19 protein-coding genes and 1 riboswitch are annotated in these 19,970 nt (G+C 70.6%); of the genes, 11 read left to right on the top strand and 8 right to left on the bottom strand.

Translation table 11 applies throughout. The annotated features are described in order from the left end of the window. Positions 1–235: 235 nt before the first annotated feature. Both IFU40_RS11305 and IFU40_RS11300 read left to right on the top strand, forming a co-directional pair. On the top strand, positions 236–2,101 hold the full coding sequence (locus IFU40_RS11305) for an ABC transporter ATP-binding protein (RefSeq protein ID WP_191926367.1): 1,866 nt from the start codon (positions 236–238) through the stop codon (positions 2,099–2,101). Beyond that, the gene (locus tag IFU40_RS11300; RefSeq protein ID WP_055834224.1) at positions 2,098–3,915 is read left to right on the top strand and encodes an ABC transporter ATP-binding protein; all 1,818 of its coding nucleotides are present in this window, start codon (positions 2,098–2,100) and stop codon (positions 3,913–3,915) included. Before IFU40_RS11305 ends, IFU40_RS11300 begins: the two co-directional genes overlap by 4 nt. A 100-nt stretch (positions 3,916–4,015) precedes the next feature. On the opposite strand, the gene IFU40_RS11295 is transcribed toward IFU40_RS11300, so the two are convergent. Continuing rightward, positions 4,016–4,468 (bottom strand): GNAT family N-acetyltransferase, encoded by a 453-nt coding sequence (locus IFU40_RS11295; RefSeq protein WP_070408451.1) that lies wholly within the window; start codon positions 4,466–4,468, stop codon positions 4,016–4,018. Positions 4,469–4,572: 104 nt separating this feature from the next. Here IFU40_RS11295 and IFU40_RS11290 point away from each other — a divergent pair, with 104 nt between their 5' ends. From IFU40_RS11290 to IFU40_RS11270, 5 genes are all read left to right on the top strand, one after another. Then, positions 4,573–5,781, top strand: a complete 1,209-nt coding sequence (locus IFU40_RS11290) for a hypothetical protein (RefSeq protein ID WP_191926366.1) — start codon at positions 4,573–4,575, stop codon at positions 5,779–5,781. Then, entirely contained in the window at positions 5,778–6,206 is a 429-nt protein-coding gene (locus IFU40_RS11285; RefSeq protein WP_191926365.1) for a hypothetical protein, read from the top strand. Before IFU40_RS11290 ends, IFU40_RS11285 begins: the two co-directional genes overlap by 4 nt. Next, positions 6,203–6,490 (top strand): WXG100 family type VII secretion target, encoded by a 288-nt coding sequence (locus IFU40_RS11280; RefSeq protein ID WP_191926364.1) that lies wholly within the window; start codon positions 6,203–6,205, stop codon positions 6,488–6,490. The genes IFU40_RS11285 and IFU40_RS11280 overlap by 4 nt, the downstream gene beginning before the upstream one ends. Further along, on the top strand, positions 6,490–6,996 hold the full coding sequence (locus tag IFU40_RS11275; protein WP_191926363.1) for a hypothetical protein: 507 nt from the start codon (positions 6,490–6,492) through the stop codon (positions 6,994–6,996). The genes IFU40_RS11280 and IFU40_RS11275 overlap by 1 nt, the downstream gene beginning before the upstream one ends. Before the next feature lie 120 nt (positions 6,997–7,116). Then, entirely contained in the window at positions 7,117–9,336 is a 2,220-nt protein-coding gene (locus tag IFU40_RS11270; RefSeq protein WP_191926362.1) for an NADP-dependent isocitrate dehydrogenase, read from the top strand. A 271-nt stretch (positions 9,337–9,607) separates the two neighbouring features. Here the strand turns inward: IFU40_RS11270 and IFU40_RS17060 are convergent, their stop codons facing one another. The 3 genes from IFU40_RS17060 to IFU40_RS11255 all read right to left on the bottom strand — a co-directional run bounded on the left by IFU40_RS17060 (position 9,608) and on the right by IFU40_RS11255 (position 12,862). After that, complete coding sequence (locus tag IFU40_RS17060; RefSeq protein WP_191926361.1) at positions 9,608–11,008, bottom strand: L,D-transpeptidase family protein; 1,401 nt, start codon at positions 11,006–11,008, stop codon at positions 9,608–9,610. A gap of 106 nt (positions 11,009–11,114) precedes the next feature. Beyond that, positions 11,115–12,479: an FAD-binding oxidoreductase gene (locus IFU40_RS11260; protein ID WP_191926360.1), complete on the bottom strand. Its 1,365-nt coding sequence runs from the start codon at positions 12,477–12,479 to the stop codon at positions 11,115–11,117. Further along, positions 12,476–12,862: a YrdB family protein gene (locus IFU40_RS11255; protein ID WP_235560528.1), complete on the bottom strand. Its 387-nt coding sequence runs from the start codon at positions 12,860–12,862 to the stop codon at positions 12,476–12,478. Before IFU40_RS11255 ends, IFU40_RS11260 begins: the two co-directional genes overlap by 4 nt. A gap of 126 nt (positions 12,863–12,988) precedes the next feature. Then, positions 12,989–13,074: riboswitch (ZMP/ZTP riboswitch) on the top strand. A 59-nt stretch (positions 13,075–13,133) separates the two neighbouring features. Between IFU40_RS11255 and glyA the strand changes: the two genes are divergently transcribed. The 3 genes from glyA to IFU40_RS11240 all read left to right on the top strand — a co-directional run bounded on the left by glyA (position 13,134) and on the right by IFU40_RS11240 (position 16,150). Next, the gene (glyA, locus tag IFU40_RS11250) at positions 13,134–14,408 is read left to right on the top strand and encodes a serine hydroxymethyltransferase (protein WP_070408444.1); all 1,275 of its coding nucleotides are present in this window, start codon (positions 13,134–13,136) and stop codon (positions 14,406–14,408) included. Positions 14,409–14,686: 278 nt separating this feature from the next. Then, positions 14,687–15,571, top strand: a complete 885-nt coding sequence (locus IFU40_RS11245) for a bifunctional methylenetetrahydrofolate dehydrogenase/methenyltetrahydrofolate cyclohydrolase (RefSeq protein WP_191926458.1) — start codon at positions 14,687–14,689, stop codon at positions 15,569–15,571. A gap of 90 nt (positions 15,572–15,661) precedes the next feature. Further along, positions 15,662–16,150, top strand: a complete 489-nt coding sequence (locus IFU40_RS11240) for a cytochrome C5 (protein WP_156458725.1) — start codon at positions 15,662–15,664, stop codon at positions 16,148–16,150. A gap of 67 nt (positions 16,151–16,217) precedes the next feature. Here the strand turns inward: IFU40_RS11240 and hxlA are convergent, their stop codons facing one another. After that, entirely contained in the window at positions 16,218–16,841 is a 624-nt protein-coding gene (hxlA, locus tag IFU40_RS11235) for a 3-hexulose-6-phosphate synthase (RefSeq protein ID WP_055834260.1), read from the bottom strand. Between the two features lie 37 nt (positions 16,842–16,878). After that, positions 16,879–17,454, bottom strand: a complete 576-nt coding sequence (gene hxlB, locus IFU40_RS11230; RefSeq protein ID WP_191926359.1) for a 6-phospho-3-hexuloisomerase — start codon at positions 17,452–17,454, stop codon at positions 16,879–16,881. A 101-nt stretch (positions 17,455–17,555) separates the two neighbouring features. Here hxlB and IFU40_RS11225 point away from each other — a divergent pair, with 101 nt between their 5' ends. Then, positions 17,556–18,395: a helix-turn-helix transcriptional regulator gene (locus tag IFU40_RS11225; protein WP_055936443.1), complete on the top strand. Its 840-nt coding sequence runs from the start codon at positions 17,556–17,558 to the stop codon at positions 18,393–18,395. Here the strand turns inward: IFU40_RS11225 and IFU40_RS11220 are convergent. Together IFU40_RS11220 and IFU40_RS11215 are read right to left on the bottom strand one after the other, a co-directional pair. Continuing rightward, positions 18,389–19,189 (bottom strand): aldolase/citrate lyase family protein, encoded by an 801-nt coding sequence (locus IFU40_RS11220; RefSeq protein WP_191926358.1) that lies wholly within the window; start codon positions 19,187–19,189, stop codon positions 18,389–18,391. The two genes, IFU40_RS11225 and IFU40_RS11220, sit on opposite strands and share 7 nt — an antisense overlap. Then, positions 19,174–19,959, bottom strand: a complete 786-nt coding sequence (locus IFU40_RS11215; protein ID WP_191926357.1) for a fumarylacetoacetate hydrolase family protein — start codon at positions 19,957–19,959, stop codon at positions 19,174–19,176. Before IFU40_RS11215 ends, IFU40_RS11220 begins: the two co-directional genes overlap by 16 nt. Positions 19,960–19,970: the final 11 nt, after the last annotated feature.

Raw genomic sequence — 19,970 nt, 5'->3', positions numbered from 1 at the left:
CGTCCCCCCGCGGTGGCTCACGCCGACCAAGGAGGATGCCATGTACCGAATCGACGCCCCCGTCGCCCCGGTTGCCGCGCCCTTCGTCGTCGCGCGCCCCGGCCGACCCGCCTAGGGCCCCGCGTTCCGCGCTCCGGCGCGTCCGTTCCGCCCCGCGCGACGATCTTCGTCGCGCCGCTTCACGGCTTCCCCCTCCGCGCCCGATCCCGGCGCCCGCTTCGACTCCTCGAGGATCATGACCACCTCCACGCCCCGCCCGCACCTCTCCACGCCGCGCGCCCTCGCGCGCCTTCTCCCCATCGCTCGCCCGGTGCTGCCGCGCCTCATCGCCGGTGCCGGCACCGCGCTCGTCGCGAGCCTGCTGGCCCTGGCGATCCCCCTCGTTCTCGAACAGATCGTCGCCGGTCCCATCGCCTCGCTCGACCCGACCGCGCTCGTGTGGGGCTCGCTGGCCGTGCTCGGCCTCGGCCTCGCCGAAGCCGCGATGGTGTGGCTGCGTCGCTGGTTCGTGCTCGGACCGGCCACCAAGGTCGAGTACGACCTGCGCCAATCGTTCTACTCGCGGCTGCAGCGTCTTCCGGTGGCGTTCCACGACCGGTGGCAGTCGGGCCAGCTGCTCTCGCGCATGATGCAGGACATCAGCATGCTTCGCCGCTGGCTCGCCTTCGGCGTCATCCTGCTCGTGGTCAACATGCTGACCATCGTCATCGGCGCCGTCCTGCTGTTCCGGTGGCACTGGCTGCTCGGCGCGCTGTTCCTCGTCACCTCCGCGCCCGTCATCTACGTCGGTTTCCGGTTCGAGAAGCGGTACGGCGCGCTGACCCGTCAGAGCCAGGATCAGGCCGGCGACCTCGCCACCGCCGTGGAAGAGAGCGTCCACGGGATCCGGGTCCTCAAGGCCTTCGGCCGGGGTCGGCACGCCCTGCAGAAGTTCACCCGCCAGGCCGAGTCGCTGCGCGAGACCGAGATCGACAAGGCACGCGCCGTCGGCTGGATCTGGTTCTTCCTGGTGCTGCTGCCCGACATCGCCTTCGCCGTGTGCCTGGGCGCCGGCATCGTACTGACGCAGCTGGGACAGCTGCAGGTCGCCGAGCTCGTCGCGTTCTTCGCGATGGCGACCGTGCTGCGGTGGCCGATGGAGTCCATCGGCTTCCTCTTCTCGTTCCTGCTCGACGCCCGCACGGCGACCGACCGCATCTTCGAGGTGTTCGACGAGCAGAACACCATCGTCGATCCCGAGAACCCGCGCACCCTGACCGCACCCCGCGGAGAGCTCACGTTCGAGGACGTGCACTTCCGCTACCAGGATGCGGCGGCCACCGAGCCCGATCTTCTCGACGGCATCGACCTGGTGCTGCGGCCCGGCGAGACCATGGCCCTGGTCGGACTCACCGGTTCGGGCAAGACCACGCTGACCACCCTGCCGGGGCGCCTGTACGACGTCACCGGCGGCCGCGTGCTGATCGACGGCGTCGACGTGCGCGACCTGACGCTCGCCGAACTGCGCCGTCACGTGGGCATGGCCTTCGAAGACGCGACGCTGTTCTCGCAGACCGTGCGCGACAACATCCTGCTCGGTCGAGAAGACCTCACTCCGGGGTCCGACGAGTCCGAGGAGATCCTGCGCGAAGCCCTGCAGGTCGCCCAGGCGCACTTCGTCTACGAGCTGCCCGACGGCCTCGACACCGTGATCGGCGAAGAGGGTCTCAGCCTGTCGGGCGGCCAGCGCCAGCGTCTGGCCCTCGCCCGCGCGGTCGCGGCGCGGCCCGCCGTGCTCGTGCTCGACGACCCGCTGTCGGCGCTCGACGTCGACACCGAGGCGCTCGTCGAAGACGCGCTCCGCGAGGTACTCAGCTCCACGACCGCCCTGGTGGTGGCTCACCGCCCGTCGACCGTGACGCTCGCCGATCGCGTGGCATTGCTCGAAGACGGCCGCGTCACCGCCGTCGGAGTGCACTCCGATCTGCTGCGCGAGAGCGACCACTACCGGTACGTCATCTCGAGCCTCGAAGAGGCCGAACGCGAAGCCCGCACCGGCGCCATTCCCGTCATCACCACGTCCGACGACGACGCCCTCACCGAGAAGGAGGCGACCCGATGAGCACCGCGACCGTCTCCGGCACCAGCGGCGAAGACCGCTCCGACTACACGAGCGCCGAGAGCCGCTCGATCCGGCAGCGCTCGCTCCGCCTGCTGGGCTCTCTCGTGTCGCCCCTGCGCGGGCAGCTGATCCTCGCGGCGGCCGTGCTCGTCGTGTCGACGGCGCTGCGCGTCGCCGGCCCCGCGCTCATCGCCTACGGCATCGACAACGCCCTGCCCGCCGTCATCGAGCAGAGCGATTGGATGCCGACCATCGGCGTCGTCGGGGTGTACCTGCTCGCCGGTATCGGCGGGGCCGTGCTGATCGGGTGGTACGTCGTCGTCGCCGCACGCCTCACCCAGGCCGTGATGCTGGATCTGCGCAAACGCATCTTCCTGCACACGCAGAAGCTGAGCCTCGAGTTCCACGAGTCGTACACGTCGGGCCGCATCATCTCGCGTCAGACGAGCGATCTCGACACGATCCGCGAACTGCTCGACGGCGGTCTGAACGAGCTGGTGTCGGGGGTGCTGTACGGGTTGTTCACGCTCGCGGCGCTCTTCCTCATCGATTGGCAGTCGGGCTTGATCCTGACCGTCATGGGCATTCCGATGTACCTGCTCATGCGGTGGTTCTACCGGCGGTCGCAGGTGATCTACCGCGAGTCGCGCGTCATCAGCGCCCAGGTCATCGTGAAGTTCGTCGAGACCATGACCGGCATCCGCGCCGTGAAGGCCTTCCGAAAGGAACCCCGCAACGACGAGGACTTCGGCGCCCTGTCTGGCGCGTACCGCGACGTCAACATGCGCTCGATCCGCCTCTTCGGCACCTTCGAGCCCGGCATCATGGCCGTGGCCGCGGTGTCGGTCGCCCTGGTGCTGCTCTGGGGCGGCGGCCGTGTCATCGCGGGTCCGCTCGAGATCGGTGCGCTGACGGCGGCGGTGCTTTACGTGCGTAACTTCTTCTCGCCCCTGCAAGAGGTGGCGTTCTTCTTGAACTCCTACCAGTCGGCTACGGCCGCCCTCGAGAAGGTGTCGGGCGTGCTCGAGGAGGAGCCGACGGTTCCCGACCCCAGCGACCCGGTCGACCTGTGGAACGCCCGGGGGCACGTGCGCTTCGACGAGGTCACCTTCGGCTACGCCGAAGGTCGCGTCATCCTGCCGAACTTCTCGCTCGACATCCCCGCGGGGCAGACGATCGCCCTGGTCGGCACCACGGGCGCCGGCAAGACGACGCTCGCGAAGCTCATCTCGCGTTTCTACGACCCCTCGCAGGGGGCGGTCACCCTCGACGACGTCGACCTGCGTCGGTTGCACCCGAAGGACCTTCGCCGCGCGATCGTCATGGTCACGCAAGAGGCCTACCTGTTCAGCGGGACCGTGGCCGACAACATCGCACTGGGCAAGCCCGACGCCACGATGGACGAGATCCGCGCGGCGGCGCGCGCCGTGGGCGCCGACGGCTTCATCGAGAAGCTGCCCGACGGCTACGAGACCGACGTCAACAAGCGCGGCGGGCGCGTCTCGGCGGGTCAGCGTCAGCTGATCTCGTTCGCGCGCGCGTTCCTCGCCGATCCCGCGGTGCTGATCCTCGACGAGGCGACGGCGTCGCTCGACATTCCGAGCGAACGCCAGATCCAGGACGCGCTGCAGACCCTGCTGGCCGACCGCACCGCGATCATCATCGCCCACCGCCTCTCGACCGTGGCGATCGCCGATCGCGTCCTGGTCATGGAGCACGGCCGCATCATCGAAGACGACGCCCCCGCGGCCCTCATCGCGGGCACGGGCAAGTTCGCCCAGCTGCACGCCGCCTGGCGCCAGTCGCTGGTGTGAGGCAGAGCCCTCGGGGCACGTTGAAATGACGGATGCCACGCCTCCCGCGTCGCGGGGAGCGTGGCATCCGTGGTTCGAGGTGCAGGCGGTGCCGCAGGCGTCAGACGCTGGTGCGTGCGATGACCTCGCCGTACTCGGTCTCGCCGACCGCCTCGAAGCCGACGCGCTCGAAGAAGGCCTCGGGGCCGCCGACGCCGGGTTCGTAGATGACGTCGACGTGATCCATCCCGCGGCCGCGTGCCTCTTCGAGGACGGCGGCGATCGCGTAGCTGCCGACGCCGCGGCCCTGCTCATCGGCGTCGACGTTGATGCGCCACAGCACGGAGCGGAAATGCTCCTCGTGGGCCTCGGGGTCGAAGTTGGCGCTGACGAAGCCGACGACCTCGTCGCCGTCGAGCACCACGCGCTGCCACGACGTCTGGGGATTGCTCACCGTCGCGGCGATGCCGTAGCTGACGGGAGCGAGGAACTGCTCCTGCCCGGGCTTGAGCGACAGGGTGTTCACGGCCACGATCGTGGCGGCGGACAGTTCGACGAGACGCAGGTCAGCCATGCGACCAGGCTAGCGGCCCGATCCCTCAGCCCCAAGGCCGGGGTGAACCAACGAGCACGCAGGGGGCTTGCGAAGTGCGCGCAGCCCCGGATTAGGCTTGTCGAATGCGTGTGGATTACGGACAGTTGGCCCTGTGCTCGCAGACGCTTCGCCGCCAAGGTGAGCAGCACCTCCCCGCGATGTCGCGGTACGTGCAGGACCGCGGCATCCTGACCCCCGCTGATACGGGGATGATCATGATGCCGTTCACGGCGCTCTCGCTCGCGATCGCCGTGGTGGGTGTTCAGATCGCCGATGGACTGGCGCAGGTGATGAACTCCGCGGCCGACAAGGTCGACGGCGCCGCGGCCGCCTATGCGGAGCAGGAGAAGGCTCTGCACGACCGGATGAACCGGATCCTCGCGCCGCTGGGCGGGGGGACGCCGTTCGTCGATCCGCGTTCGAACCCGCCGACCCTCCCGGCCGCGCAGGGCGGGGCGCCGGCGGGGCACGGCGATCCGGAGCCGTGGTTGTTCGAGCAGGCCTACGACGCCGGTCAGTCTCTCGTCAGCGGGGGCCGCGGCATGGTCGACGACATCTCGGGCGCCGTGGACTCCTGGTCGGTCGGGGCCACGGGCGTCGTGGAGCGGCAGGATCCCTCGAGCTTCCTGGTCGCGCCGAATGCCACGAAGAGCGAGGTCGAATCGATGCGCTGGGGCGCGGGTCCGCTCCTCGGAGGCGTCGACTGGGTCTTCGAGAAGATCGCCGGGTTCAGCCTTCTCGAAGACGTCATCATGAAGCCGTTCGCCGGCGACTGGACGGGGATCGAAGAGGTCTCGATCGCCTGGCAGTACCTGGGGCAGGCGAGCCGTGCCGTCGCCGACAACACGGCGGGCCTCGTTCAGCAGGGCGAGTTCTGGGACGGCGAGGCCGGCCTGGCGTTCCGCGGGGGGATGACGGCGATCGGCGGAACGATGTTCGGCGTCGGCGCGGCGTGCGACATCGTCTCGGCGAAGGTCGGCACGTTGGTGCTGGTGTCGAAGTCGGCGGCCGCGGCCATCGGCCTCATCCTCAACCAGATCTCGCAGAAGCTGCTGCGCATGGCGGCCGAGGCGACGGTTCCCGTGGCGGGCTGGATCGTGGCGGCGGCCGAGGGTGCGCACCTGGCGACCAAGATCTTCTCGCTCGTCCGCCTCATCTACACGATCGTCGACACCATCTTCGATGCGATCGAGGGTGCCGTGGAGGCGAAGGCCCAACTGGTCGAGACGGCCCTGTTGGTCGACGACCTGCTGAGATTCCTCGTCGACACCGGAAGGCGGGCGGCAGCATGAACGACGATCTCTTCGACCTCACCCGGCAGCGCATCGCCCGCATCGAAGCCCTCGTCGCGGAGGCACGCGCCCTCGACGACGACGAAGAACTCGACGCCGAAGAGGAGTTCGCCCGCCGCGCACGCGCCGGGGAGCTCGGCATCGATTGGCAGGTGCTGCAGGGGCGCATCGACCTGGGCGAGACCAGCCGCACCGCCATCTTCGACGGCACCGACGACAGCGTCGCCGCTCTCAGCGTCCGGGAGGCGGCGAACGCGGGTGTCGGTCTCTTCGGCGAGGAGGCGCGGGCGATCGCCGACGCCGAGGGAGAGCCCGACCCCGTCGCCGAGCTCGAGCTCGAGAGGGAGCGGCTCCTCGCCCGCGGGGCGGCGCTCCGTGCCCGTCTGTCCGATCTGATCGGCCCGACCGAAGGGATGCCGCGATGAGCGGGATGCGACTCGAGTTCAGTGCCGCGCACGAGGCGGCCGCGCGGATCGCGGCGGCGCAGTCGGGCATCGCCGAGCGTCTGAGCGCGCTCGAATCCGCGGCCGCCACGCTGTCGGGCGGGTGGTCGGGTGACGCACAGGCCGCCTACGCGTCGGCTCAGGCCGAGTGGTCCGCCGGAATGGTCCGCATGAACACCCTGCTCGACGGGACGCGACAGGCGCTCGACGACTGGGTGGGCGAGGTGGAGCAGCTCGAGGCCGACCTGGCCACCGGGTGGCCCTGATGAGCGCCGCCGCGCGCGCGGTCCCGCTCTGGCGCGAGTCGCTCGTCGGGGGCCACAAGATCCGCGCCGCGTGCCGTTTCACGGTCCCGCCCTCCGAGGCGACGGCCGGCACCGTCGCGGTGGGCGAGCTTCTCGGCCGGGCGGGTTTCACCCGCGCCGATGCGCCCGACGGCGTCATCGTCTTCCGCCGGGGGAGTGCCGTGGGCGACACGATCCTCAACGGCACGGGACTGTCGCTCCTCACCTCCCGTCTCGGCCCGCTGTCGCTGGAAGCCGTGGTCGTCGTCGAGGCGACGCCGCGCGACGATCTCACCGAGATCGTGGTGTCGATGGTCCTCGGCGACGAGTTGGCTCCGACCGTGGCCGAGGCCGTCGACGCGGTCATCGACGGCCTGGTCGCCCGCGGCGTCGCCGTCGGCGGCGCCGGCTGGGGCAGGGCGGTGGATCTGCCCGCCGAGAGTCTGGGCAATCCGAAGACCGCTCGCGAGCACGGCCTGCGCCGCTGACCGGCGCAGCGCGGGTCGGGGCAGGGCGTGGATGCCGAGAACTATCTCGACATCAAGAGACTTTGCCGCGGTGCGATAGGCTGAAACACAACCCTGGCCGCCTCTACGGAGAGATCTGACGTGCCCGATTCCACCATCATTTACACGTACACCGACGAGGCGCCGGCTCTTGCCACGGCGTCTTTCCTGCCCATCGTGCAGGCCGTCACGAAGCAGGCGGGCGTCGACGTCGAGACCCGCGACATCTCGCTCGCCGGCCGCATCCTCGCCGCCTTCCCGCAGCGCCTGACCCCCGAGCAGCAGGTGGGCGACGCCCTCGCCGAGCTCGGCGGACTCGCCACGCTGCCCGAGGCGAACATCATCAAGCTGCCGAACATCTCGGCATCCATCCCGCAGTTGAAAGCGGCCATCGCCGAGCTGCAGGCGCAGGGATACGACATCCCCGACTACCCCGACGAGGCGTCGAGCGTCGAAGACAAAGACGTGCGCGCCCGCTACGACCGCATCAAGGGCTCCGCAGTGAACCCCGTGCTGCGCGAGGGCAACAGCGACCGCCGTGCTCCGCTCGCGGTGAAGAACTACGCCAAGAAGCACCCGCACCGCAACAAGGCGTTCAGCGCGGGCTCGAAGACGCGCGTCGCCACCCTCGGGCACGACGACTTCCGCTCGAACGAGAAGTCGGTCGTGCTGGCCGACGACGACGTGCTGACGATCCAGCACGTCGCGGCCGACGGCACCACCACCACGTTGAAGGAGGGCCTCAAGGTCCTCCAGGGCGAGATCGTGGATTCCACGTTTCTCTCGGCCGCGGCCCTCGACGCGTTCCTCGCCGACACGTTGGCCGAGGCGAAGGCCGACGACGTGCTCTACTCGGTGCACCTCAAGGCCACGATGATGAAGGTCAGCGACCCGATCATCTTCGGTCACGTCGTGAAGGCCTTCTTCGCCGACGTGTTCGACCGCCACGGCGACGCCCTCGCGGCCGCCGGTCTCACGCCGAACGACGGCCTGGGCTCGATCCTCGCCGGTCTGTCGAACGTCGACGGCGGCGACGCCATCGCGGCCGAGATCCGCGACGCGCTCGCGAACGGCCCGCGCCTGTCGTACGTCAACAGCGACAAGGGCACCACCAACCTGCACGTGCCCTCCGACGTCATCGTGGATGCCTCGATGCCGGCGCTCGTGCGCAACGGCGGCAAGCTGTGGGGCGTCGACGGGGGAGAAGACGACACCCTCGCCGTCATCCCCGACTCGTCCTACGCCGGTGTGTACCAGGCGACCATCGAGGACGTCATCGCGAACGGCCCGCTGGATCCCGCCACCATCGGCTCGGTGCCCAACGTGGGTCTCATGGCCCAGGCCGCAGAAGAGTACGGCAGCCACGACAAGACGTTCGAGATCGCGGCCCCCGGCCGCGTGCAGGTCGTCGCCTCGAACGGCGACGTGCTGCTCGAACACGAGGTCGAGACGGGCGACATCTGGCGCGCGACCCAGACCAAAGACGTCGCCGTGCGCGACTGGGTGAAGCTCGCCGTCACCCGTGCCCGCGCCGCGGGTGTTCCGGCCGTGTTCTGGCTCGACGAGAGCCGCGCGCACGACAAGAACCTCATCGCCAAGGTGCACGAGTACCTCGCCGACCACGACACCGAGGGCCTCACCATCGAGATCCTCGAGCCGGCCGAGGCCACGCGCTACTCGCTCGAGCGCATCCGCCGCGGCGAGGACACCATCTCGGTGACCGGCAACGTGCTGCGCGACTACCTCACCGACCTGTTCCCGATCCTCGAGGTCGGAACCAGCGCCAAGATGCTCTCGATCGTGCCGCTGCTCGCCGGCGGCGGACTGTTCGAGACGGGCGCCGGCGGTTCGGCCCCGAAGCACGTGCAGCAGCTGCTCGAAGAGGACTACCTGCGCTGGGACTCGCTGGGCGAGTTCTTCGCACTGGCCGCCTCGCTGGAGCACCTCGCCGACACGACGGGCAACGAGAAGGCCCGCGTGCTCGCGCAGACGCTCGACGCCGCGACCGGCACGTTCCTCGAGAACGACAAGTCGCCCGGCCGCGCCCTCGGCACTATCGACAACCGCGGCAGCCACTTCTATCTCGCCCTGTACTGGGCGCAGGAGCTGGCCCAGCAGTCGACCGACGCCGAACTGGCCGGGGTCTTCGCCCCGGTGGCCGAGAAGCTGGCCGCCGAGGAAGAGACCATCGTCGCGGAGCTCAACGCGGTGCAGGGTCACACGGCCGAGATCGGCGGCTACTACCGCCCCGACACCGCCCTCGTCGAGAAGATCATGCGTCCCTCGGCCACGCTGAACGCGGTGGTCGACGCTCTGCGCTGAGTCGCTGACACGCTGACGGAAGAGGGGTGGATGCCACGGGCATCCACCCCTCTTCCGTTTCTCGGCGCGGGACCGGGGTCTGACCGGCCACGCCGCGTGTGCCTCGTGCACGCCCCCGGCACACCGGCGTGGGCCGCGGGCTGTGTCGCGGTTCGGCGCTGTTCTGCAGGAGCGTGCGCGGACACGTGCGCTCGCGCCGCGGCGGTGACGCGGTGCTAGGAACGACGAAGGGGCGGATGCCATCGGCATCCGCCCCTTCGTCGTTGCGGGCTCAGTAGTGGACCGAGACCTCGGTGCCCTTGTACGCCCAGTCGTAGAGCTCCTTGGCGTTGTTCACCGTGAGGTTGACGCAGCCGTGGCTCATGGGGGTGCCGAAGTTGTTGTGCCAGTACGTGCCGTGGAACGCCTCGTCGCCGTTGAAGTACGCGACCCAGGGGACGTCCTTCGTGCACCAGTCGTAGCCGGGAGCGCAGCCCATGTCCTGCATGGTGGTCTTCCAGCCGATGCGGTAGGTGCCCGTGTGGGTCTCCCACCCGCTCTTGCCCGACGACATCGACCAGTTGCGGTAGACCTGACCGTTCTCGTACAGGGTGACCGTCTGCGCGCTGAGGTTGACGTCGATACGACGCTCGGTCTTCGCGGTCTCGAACGGCGTCTCGGAGACGGCGAGGGAGTACTTGGCGTTGCCGTCGGCGAGCTGAGCGGCGAAAGCTGCGGCCACGCCGGCGGTGTCGCCCAGGGCACGACCGGTCTGACCCTCGGTGAGCGTCTTGATGACCTCTCCACCGCTGTCGACGATCACGTCGGCGTTCACGGCTCCGCGGTCGACGGCGCCGGGAAGACCGGCGACGGCCTGCTCGATGGCGGAGGTGTCGGCCGAGATGGCGAAGTCGCCCTTGCCGTCGGGGGTGACGGTGAGCCACGAGGCGGCGGTGGCGCGATCGACGGTGACGGTGCGCTCGTCGCCGACGTAGAAGCCGGCGGTGTCGAGCACGCCGTTGAGCGTGGCGACGGCCGCGTCGGCCTCTTCGGTGCTGACGGGGGCTTCGACCGGCACGAGCGCCGCGTCGACCGTGGTCGCGGGGGTGCCGGAGTCGAAGGCCGACTGCAGGGCGGCGGTGACGGCGGCGACGTCGATGCCCTCGCCCGCCTCGGCGGGGGAGGTGACGTACGTCTGCGAGCCGGCGTCATAGGCGACGGTGGCGTCGACGGGCGCGCGGTAGGTGCCGGGGGCACGGTCGCGCAGGGCCACGGCGGCGGCCGACGGGTCGACGGCGACGGTGACTCCGGTGCCCTGCGGGAACCACGACGAGGGCTTCCACATCGGGTTCTCGGAGAACGCCTTGTCGGCCAGGGCGGCCGCGTCGACCGAGGCACCCAGATCGGCGCCGGTGACGGTGACTTCTCCGGCGGGGCTCTCGACCGTGATGGCCGTCTGCGCCAGTCGCGTCGAGATGGCCTGCGCGGCGGCGCCGGCGGTCAGACCGCCGATCTGCACGCCGGCGACCGAGGCCCCGGGAGCGATGAGCACGAGCGAGGCCGCGATGAGGGCCACGGCCGTCGCGCCGGCGGGAATGCCGATCCACAGGCCGGAGCGGTTCTTGCGCTTCGTGGGCTCGGGCGGAGCCCAGGCGTAGATCGCGCCGTCGGTGCCGTTTGCGCCGTCGGTCATGTGTCAAACCCCCCAGTAGTCAGTCTTCCCATGGTAAGTGGGTCTGCTGCGCAATCGCCGGGAGCATTATCACGGTCTGGTCACGCCGCAGAAATGCAGGGGGCGATCACGGCGCGAAGACCTTGCCCGGGTTCAGGATGCCGAGCGGGTCGAACACCCGGGCGATGTCGCGCTGCAGCCGCCACTGGTCGTCGCCGAGCTCGTCGGCCAGCCAGCGGCGCTTGAGCACGCCGATGCCGTGCTCGCCGGTGAGCGTTCCGCCCAGGCGCAGGGCAGCGTGGAACAGCTCTTCGGCGGCCTGCCACACCACGGGCGGCACCTCGGGCCCCTCGAAGACGAAGTTGGGGTGCAGGTTGCCGTCGCCCGCGTGCGCGACGGTCGGGATGACTAGGTCGAACCGGCGCTCGATCCGGGCGATCTCGTCGAACATGTCGGGCAGGGCGCTGCGCGGCACCGAGACGTCTTCGATGAGGGCGGTGCCGAGGGTCTCCATCGCGGGGTGCATCGCGCGCCGGACGGCCAGCAGCTCCTCGCCCTCCGCGTCGTCGGCGGCGACGGACACGCGCCCACCCGCGGCCGTCAGCACGTCGGCGATCGCGCGGGCCTCGTCGGCCGCGACCGGTCCGTCGGTCTGGATCGTCAGCTGTGCCGCGCCCGCCGGCGGGGACGGCAGCGACAGCAGGCGGTGCACGGCGGCGAGGCTCGTGGCATCCATCAGCTCCATGATCGCGGGCTGGAGTGCGGATGCCGTGACCGCGGCCGAGGCGACCGCGGCGGCGCGCACGCCGTCGAAGAGGGCGGTGAGGGTGACACGCTCGCCCGCGATGAGGCGGCGGAGCTTGAGCGTGGCGCCCACCACGATGCCGAGCGTGCCCTCGGACCCGATCACGAGCGAGGTGAGGTCGAGCCCGGTGACGCCCTTCACGCTGCGGTGCCCCAGGTGCATCAGACGCCCGTCGGCGAGCACGAGGTCGACCCCCAGGACGGCGTCGCGCACGACCCCGTACTTGGCGCACAGCAGGCCGCCCGCGCCCGTGGCGATGTTGCCGCCGACGGTCGAGATCGCCCGACTGGCCGGGTCGGGCGCCCACCACACGCCGTGCGGTTCGAGCAGCGCATTGAGTTCGGCGTTGAGGATGCCGGGTTCGACGACGGCGAGAAGGTCGTCGGGGCGCACCTCGATCAGTCGGTCCATGGCGCGCAGCGACAGCGAGATCTCGCCGCCCCCGGTGTTGGCGCCGCCGGCGAGACCCGTGCCGGCGCCCCGCGGGACGACCGGGGTGCCGGTGGCCGAGGCGATGCGCATCACCGCTTGCACGTCGGCGACGGAGGTTGCCCGCACGACGGCGAGGGGGACGCCCTCGGCCGCGTGGCCGGACTTGTCGGCCCGGGCGGCCTCGAGGGCGGCGGGCGAGGTGTCGACGCGCGCGCCGAGCTCGGCACGGAGCTGCGCGACGACGTCGGCGGTCATGCCAGGCGCCGGCGACCGTTCAGCGCGCCCACCACGACGGCGACGATGGCGAAGACGAGGCCGATCGCGGCCTGGCCCATGCTCCACCACGCCACGGTCGCCGCGGCGTAGACGAACAGTTCGACCAGCGCGCGGATGAACGGGTGCACGGCGAGCACGGCGCGCGGCGAGACGAAGAGGGCCCACACGAGCACGGCAAGGGCGGGTGCGCCGATGCCGACGACGATGTTCCACGGGAACGGCCACGCGAGGAAACCCCAGACGGCCAGGGTGACGAAGGCGAACAGCCCGCAGAGCACTCCGACGATCTCGAGCGCCGACGGCCGCGGACGCATGCCGGGAGCGAGAGGCGCCTGGGCGCGGACGTTCGATGAGTCGGTCACCCCGTCATTTTACGTGGGCGCCGGGCCGCGGCATCCGGGGTCTCTCGGCATCGAGCGGAGAACGACCCTGTGGAGGACCGGTGGATGCCGGGACACGCGGGGGAGCGGACGCTTTACCCGCTAAAGTGGCACCGTCGCGACTGGCGTTGAGGTGGGCCACCACCGGGGAGCGACCGCTTGGCGGTATTCGACCGTACGCCTGGGTCGATGCGGTATTCACGCGGACTCGACCGAGCCCGCGGCATCCGGAAGCCATCGTCAAGGAGATCGCATGACCGATCAGTACTTCAACGCCCCCCTCTCCGAGGTCGACCCCGAGATCGCCCAGGTGCTCGAGCGTGAGCTCGACCGCCAGCGCAGCTTCCTCGAGATGATCGCCTCCGAGAACTTCGTGCCCGTGTCGGTGCTGCAGTCGCAGGGCTCGGTGCTCACGAACAAGTACGCCGAGGGCTACCCGGGTCGCCGGTACTACGGCGGCTGCGAAGAGGTCGACGTCGCCGAGTCGCTCGCCATCGAGCGCGCCAAGGCCCTCTTCGGCTCCGAGTTCGCCAACGTGCAGCCCCACTCCGGTGCCACCGCGAACGCCGCCGTGCTGCACGCGATCGCCCGCCCCGGCGACACGCTGCTCGGCCTCTCGCTCGACCAGGGCGGCCACCTGACCCACGGCATGAAGATCAACTTCTCGGGCCGTCTGTACGACATCGTCGCCTACGGCGTCGACCCCGAGACCTCGCTCATCGACATGGACGAGGTGCGCCGCCTCGCCGTCGAGCACAAGCCCAAGGTCATCATCGCCGGCTGGTCGGCCTACCCCCGTCAGCTCGACTTCGAGGCGTTCCGCGCGATCGCCGACGAGGTGGGCGCGTACCTGTGGGTCGACATGGCGCACTTCGCCGGTCTCGTCGCCGCGGGCGTGCACCCGAACCCCGTGCCGCACGCGCACGTCGTGTCGACCACGGTGCACAAGACGATCGGCGGCCCCCGCTCGGGCCTCATCCTCACCAACGACGCCGATCTCGCCAAGAAGATCAACACCGCGGTCTTCCCCGGCCAGCAGGGTGGTCCGCTCATGCACGTGATCGCCGCCAAGGCGACCGCGTTCAAGCTCGCGATGACCCCCGAGTTCAAGGAGCGCCAGGAGCGCACCCTGCGCGGCGCGTCGATCATCGCCGACCGCCTCACGCAGGACGACGTCACGAACGCCGGCATCGCCGTGCGCTCGGGCGGCACCGACGTGCACCTCGTGCTCGTCGACCTGCGCGACGCCGAGATCGACGGCAAGCAGGCCGAAGACCTGCTGCACGAGATCCACATCACGGTCAACCGCAACGCGGTTCCGAACGACCCGCGTCCGCCGATGGTGACCTCGGGCCTGCGCATCGGCACCCCCGCGCTCGCGACCCGCGGCTTCGGCGACGCCGAGTTCACCGAGGTGGCCGACATCATCGCCCTGGCCCTGCAGCCCGGCGCCGAGCTCGAGGCCCTGCGCGCGCGCGTGGCCGTGCTGGCCGACGCCTTCCCGCTGTACCCCGACCTGAAGCAGTGAGCCCGGCCGGGACGGCCGCCGTTTCGCGCGGCGGTTCGTCCCGGCACTCGCCCCGCGACGCACGGCGGCGGGGTCGCGGCATCCGCTGCCGCGTTCCTGCGCCGGGTGTGTCGCGACGTCGCGGGTCCGGCATCCCGATGCCTCGACCACCGACCCCCACGCATAAACGCTGTCCGTGCGCATAAACGCGCAGAGGGAGTGTTTCTGCGCAGCAATGCCGTTTATGCGTCCTCGAACACCCCCGCATGACGATGACCGACACCAGGAAGAGGGATGCCATGACGGCGACGATTCTCGACGGCAAGGCCGCTTCGGCGGCGATCAAGGACGAGCTCGCCGAGCGGGTCGCGGCCCTGCGCGAGCGCGGGGTCGTGCCGGGTATCGCGACGGTGCTCGTCGGCGCCGACCCGGCCTCGCAGCTGTACGTGGGGATGAAGCACCGGCAGTCCGAGGCGATCGGCATGAACTCGATCCAGGTGGAGCTGCCCGCCGAGGCCACGCAGGCCGAGGTCGAGGCCGTCATCGACCGGCTCAATGCCGACCCCGCCTGCCACGGGTACATCGTGCAGCTGCCCCTGCCGAAGCACATCGACACCGACGCGATCCTCGAGCGCATCGACCCGGCCAAGGACGCCGACGGCCTGCACCCCACCAACCTCGGTCGCCTGGTGCTGAACGTCAACGCGCCGATCACCACTCCGCTGCCGTGCACGCCGCGCGGGGTCATCGAGCTGCTGCTGCGCAACGACTACGACCTGAAGGGCAAAGAGGTCGTCGTCGTCGGCCGCGGCGTCACCATTGGCCGCTCGATCGGGCTGCTGCTGACCCGCCGCGAGATCAACGCGACCGTCACCCTCACCCACACGGGAACAGCCGACCTGGCGAAGCACCTGCGTCAGGCCGATGTGATCGTCGCCGCCGCCGGCGTGAAACACATCGTGCGCGCCGAAGACGTCAAGCCGGGCGCTGCGGTGCTCGACGTGGGCGTCACCCGCGAGACCGACCCCGAGACGGGCAAGTCGCGCGTCTTCGGTGACGTGCACCCCGACGTGGCCGAGGTCGCCGGGTTCGTCTCGCCGAACCCCGGAGGCGTCGGTCCGATGACCGTGGCGCTGCTCATGACGAACGTCGTCGAGGCCGCGGAGCGTGCCACCGCCCTCTGACGGTGAACCGCTCGGTGCCGCCGGTTGAACACACGGCGCGGCGTGCGCAAGAGGCGGGCGCGAAACCCGGCGACGTGGGATCGTAGAGACATGACTGAGTCAGTGCTGAACGACCTCCTCCGCCGCGTCACCGAGAGCGGTCTGCTCGACGACGCCCAGATCGACGAAGACAGCGTCATCGGCGTGGGGCACCTGGATGCCGCCGGCGTCGAGGTTGAGGTCGACCTCGACCCCGAGCTCGACGACGAGAGCGACTCCGACCTCGACGCGATCATGGTCGCGCTCAAGGACGTGCTGTCGGTGAGCGAGGACCGCTGGCGCGCGATCGTCGAAGAGGTCGCGAGCGACATCGAGGACGCCCTCGACGATGACGAGCTCAGCGCCGACATCGACCTGCGCACCGACCTCGAAGCGATCGGGGTGGGTGTGTTCGCCGACGCCATCATCGTCGTGTTCGCCGGCCAGACGTCGTTCCCCGACGCGCTCGTGCACGTGCAGCTGACCCCCGAGCTCGAGGTCGAAGACATCGAGATCATCGGCGACGACGAAGAAGACGACGAAGAGACCACCGAGGGCTGATCCTCGCGACGAGAAGAGGGACCGAGCCGCGCGGCTCGGTCCCTCTTTCGTTCTGCTCGGGCTGCGGTCAGACGATCGCGGCGCGGAGCGCGGCCGCGGCGGCGCCCACGTCGGGAGCGCTGTAGATGGCGCTGCCGGCGACGGCGACCTGCGCGCCCGACTTCTGCACGTCGGCGATGCTCGCGACGGTGACGCCGCCCGCGACCGAGAACGGTACCCCGGCCGCCTCGCCGTCGCGCAGCAGCGTGCCGAAGGTGAAGCCCTCTTCGGCCTGCTCGTCGAGGCCGGCGTGCATCTCGACGAACTCGGCGCCGAGGGCGATGACCTCCCGGGCGCGGGCGGGCTTGTCGGCAACCCCGATCAGGTCGACGACGACGCCCTTGCCGTGCTTCTTGGCCGCGGTGACCGCGCCGACGATCGTGCTGTCACCGGCCGAGCCGAGCACGGTGACGAGGTCGGCACCGGCGCCGAAGGCGATGTCGGCTTCGAGCTCACCGGCATCCATCGTCTTCAGGTCGGCGAAGACGATCTTGTCGGGGTGCGCCTTCTTGATCGCGGTGATGGCCGAGAGGCCTTCGCTCTTGATGAGCGGCGTGCCCAGCTCGAGGATGTCGACGTGGGGCGCCGCGGCGGCGGCGAGGTCGAGGGCGGCCTCGGTCGTGAGGGTGTCCATGGCGAACTGCAGCTTCATGCGGGTGTCCTTACTTTCTGCGGTGGGGAGGGAGGAATCATTCGAGGTTCGCGTGGCGCGGCCAGAGGTCGTCGGCCGAGAGTCCCGAGCGCTGCCACAGCGCGTCGAAGATCGCATCGCCGACGAGCACGACGGCCTGCTCGAAGAGACCGCCCGCGTACTGCGTCGAGGCGGCTCCCGAGCGGTCGAGCTTCGCCGCGGCGGGCACCACGACGAGCGCGTCGGAGGCGCGGCCGAGCGGCGAATCGGCGGCCGTGGTGATCGCGACGATGCGCGCGCCGACCTCGGTCGCGGTGTCGGCCGCGCGGACGATCCCCGCCGTCGTGCCCGAGCCGCTCGCGGTCAGGAGCGCGTCGCCGGGGCCGATGGCCGGGGTGGTGGTCTCGCCGACGACGTGCACGTCGAGGCCGAGGTGCATGAGGCGCATCGCGGTCATGCGCAGCGCCAGGCCCGAGCGACCGGCGCCGAAGACGAAGACGCGGTCGGCGTCGGTCAGCACGTCGAGGACGCCGTCGAGACCGGCGGGCTCGGTGACGAGACGGTCGACGACCGCGGTCAGCTCGCCGGAGATCCGGGCGAGGGAGTCCGCGATGCGGGCGTCGGAAGAGGTCATGCCTCCATGCTCCGCCTCGCCGGGCGTGACCGTCGCCGGTCGATGGCACGGGTCTACCTACCCGAACGGGTAGGTGCCTGCCGGTGGGCTAGGTTAGGCGCGTGAGTGAGTCACCCGAACTGTCGTCGACCGCGTCGCGCGCGCTCGTCATCGAACACGAGCGCATCGTCGCCGAACAGGCCGACCGTCACGCGGTGACCCTCGAGTCGATCCTGGCGATCCTGCGGTCGGCGCGGCTCGACGATCGCGCCGCCCGTGCCCTGGCCGTCGAGACCGCGGCCGCCGCCCTCGTCGTTCTGCGCACCTCGACCGACCAGCAGCGCAGCGCCCTGCTCGAACCCGTGACCGGCGCGTTCGCGCGGCTGCGCACCGACCTGCGCCCGCTCGTGCGACACGGCGACCTCGACGTGCAGTTCGTCGAGCCGCCCGCAACCGGACGCGCCCTGCCCGGCGAGGTCGCCCACGAGGCGCGGGCCATCGTGCGCAGCGCCGTGCTGGCCCTGCTCGACCGGGGGACGCCCCACCGCGTGCGCATCCAGTGGGACTGCGACGGACTCAACCTGCTGATCGGCATCCGCGACGACGGCGCGGGCACGCTCACCGCCCACGACGATTCGCTCGGACCGATCGTCGAGCGGGTGAGCGCCCTCAACGGGGCGTTCGACGTCGCGTCGACGCCCGGGTGGGGCTCCGAGCTGTCGGTCGTGCTGCCGCTGGATCCGCCGCCGCGGCCCGATTTCCTCGACGAGGCCGTCGACCTCAGCCCCCGCGAGAGCGAGGTGCTCAGCCTGGTCGTCGCGGGTTCGCGCAACCGCGCGATCGCCGAACGTCTGGGGATCAGCGAGAACACGGCCAAGTTCCACGTGTCGAACCTGCTGCGGAAGGCCGGCGTCTCCACGCGTGCGGAGCTGGCAGCGCTGGGGACGGCGCGCGCTCAGTAGCTCTCGCGCAGACCCCCGCGCGCGCTGACGAAGCGCGCGGCCAGGGCTTCCGACGCCCGCGCCAGCAGCGCCACATCGGCCCCCACCGCGACGAAGTCGGCGCCCGCGTCGAGGTAGGCCTCGGCCACCGCCGGGTCGAACGCGTTCACTCCGACCGGGGTACCGGCATCCCGCGCCGCGGCGAACACCGCATGCACCGCCGCCACGACCTCGGGGTGCGACTGCTGCCCCAGGAGCCCCATCGACGCCGACAGGTCGGAGGGGCCGACGAAGACGGCATCCACCCCCTCGACGGCGGCGATCTCGGCCGCGGCGGCGACACCCGCGGTGGTCTCGATCTGCACCGTCAGCGACACGTGCTCGGCGGCCTCGGCGAGGTAGCCGTCGATGCGGTTCCAGCGGGCGCTGCGGGCCAGGGCGCTGCCCACCCCGCGCACGCCCTGCGGCGGATACCGGGTCGCCGCGACGGCGGCCCGGGCCTCGTCGGCCGACGAGACCATGGGCACGATGAGGTTCTGCGCGCCCACGTCGAGGACGCGCTTGATGGTGACGACGTCGTTCGCGGGCACGCGCACCACGGGGGTGATCGGGTAGGCGGCGACGACCTGCAGCTGCACGAGCACCTGCTCGATCGACGTCGCCGAGTGCTCCATGTCGATGAGCAGCCAGTCGAGGCCGGAGCCGGCGGCCACCTCGGCGACGACGGGATTGCCCGTGCAGAGCCACATACCGGCGAGCGGACGATCGGACGCCGCCAACGCGGCCCGGAAGGTGGGGGTCAGACGAAGCGGCACGAGATCGTTCCCATCGGTCCGTAATCGCACAGCACGTCGTCGCCGCGCGACACCCACATCGGGCGCGTGAACGATCCTGCCAGGATGATCTCGCCCGCCTCCAGGCGCGCGCCGTGCTGGTGGAACTTGTTGGCGAGCCACGCGACGCCGGTCGCCGGGTGACCGAGGACGCCGGCGGCGACCCCCGTCTCTTCGATCTCGCCGTTGCGGCTCAGCACGCCGGGGACCCAGCGCAGGTCGATCTCGTCGGGGCGTCTGTGCACTTCGCCGAGCACCATCGCGCCGTACGCGGCGTTGTCGCTGATCGTGTCGACGATCGTGCGGCCCTCGAGCTCGATGTGCGAGTTCAGCACCTCGAGCGCGGGCACGGCGTAGTCGATCGCGGCGAGGGCGTCGTCGAGCGTGCAGTCGGGGCCTTCGAGCGGCGCCTTCAGCACGAAGGCGAGCTCGACCTCGATGCGCACGTTCGAGAAGTGGTCGACGGGGATCGCCGCGCCGGAGCGGTAGACGGTGTCGTCGAACATCACGCCGTAGTCGGGCTCGGTGATGCCCGTCGCCTGCTGCATCGCTTTGGACGTCAGGCCGATCTTGCGCCCCACGAGCGTGCGACCCGCGGCGATCTGCGTATCGCGCCAGCGGCCCTGGATCCGATACGAGTCGTCGACCGTGGCATCCGGGTACCTCGCCGTGATGCGCGGGATCACCGCGTGGGCGCGGTCGGCCTCGGCGAGCTCGGCCGCGATGGCGTCGATCTGTGCGTCGGTGAGCATGCTGTCTCCTG

It is taken from the genome of Microbacterium sp. CFBP 13617 (genome assembly GCF_014839445.1).
Lineage (GTDB): Bacteria > Actinomycetota > Actinomycetes > Actinomycetales > Microbacteriaceae > Microbacterium.
This window is presented reverse-complemented; position numbering and strand designations above follow the sequence as displayed.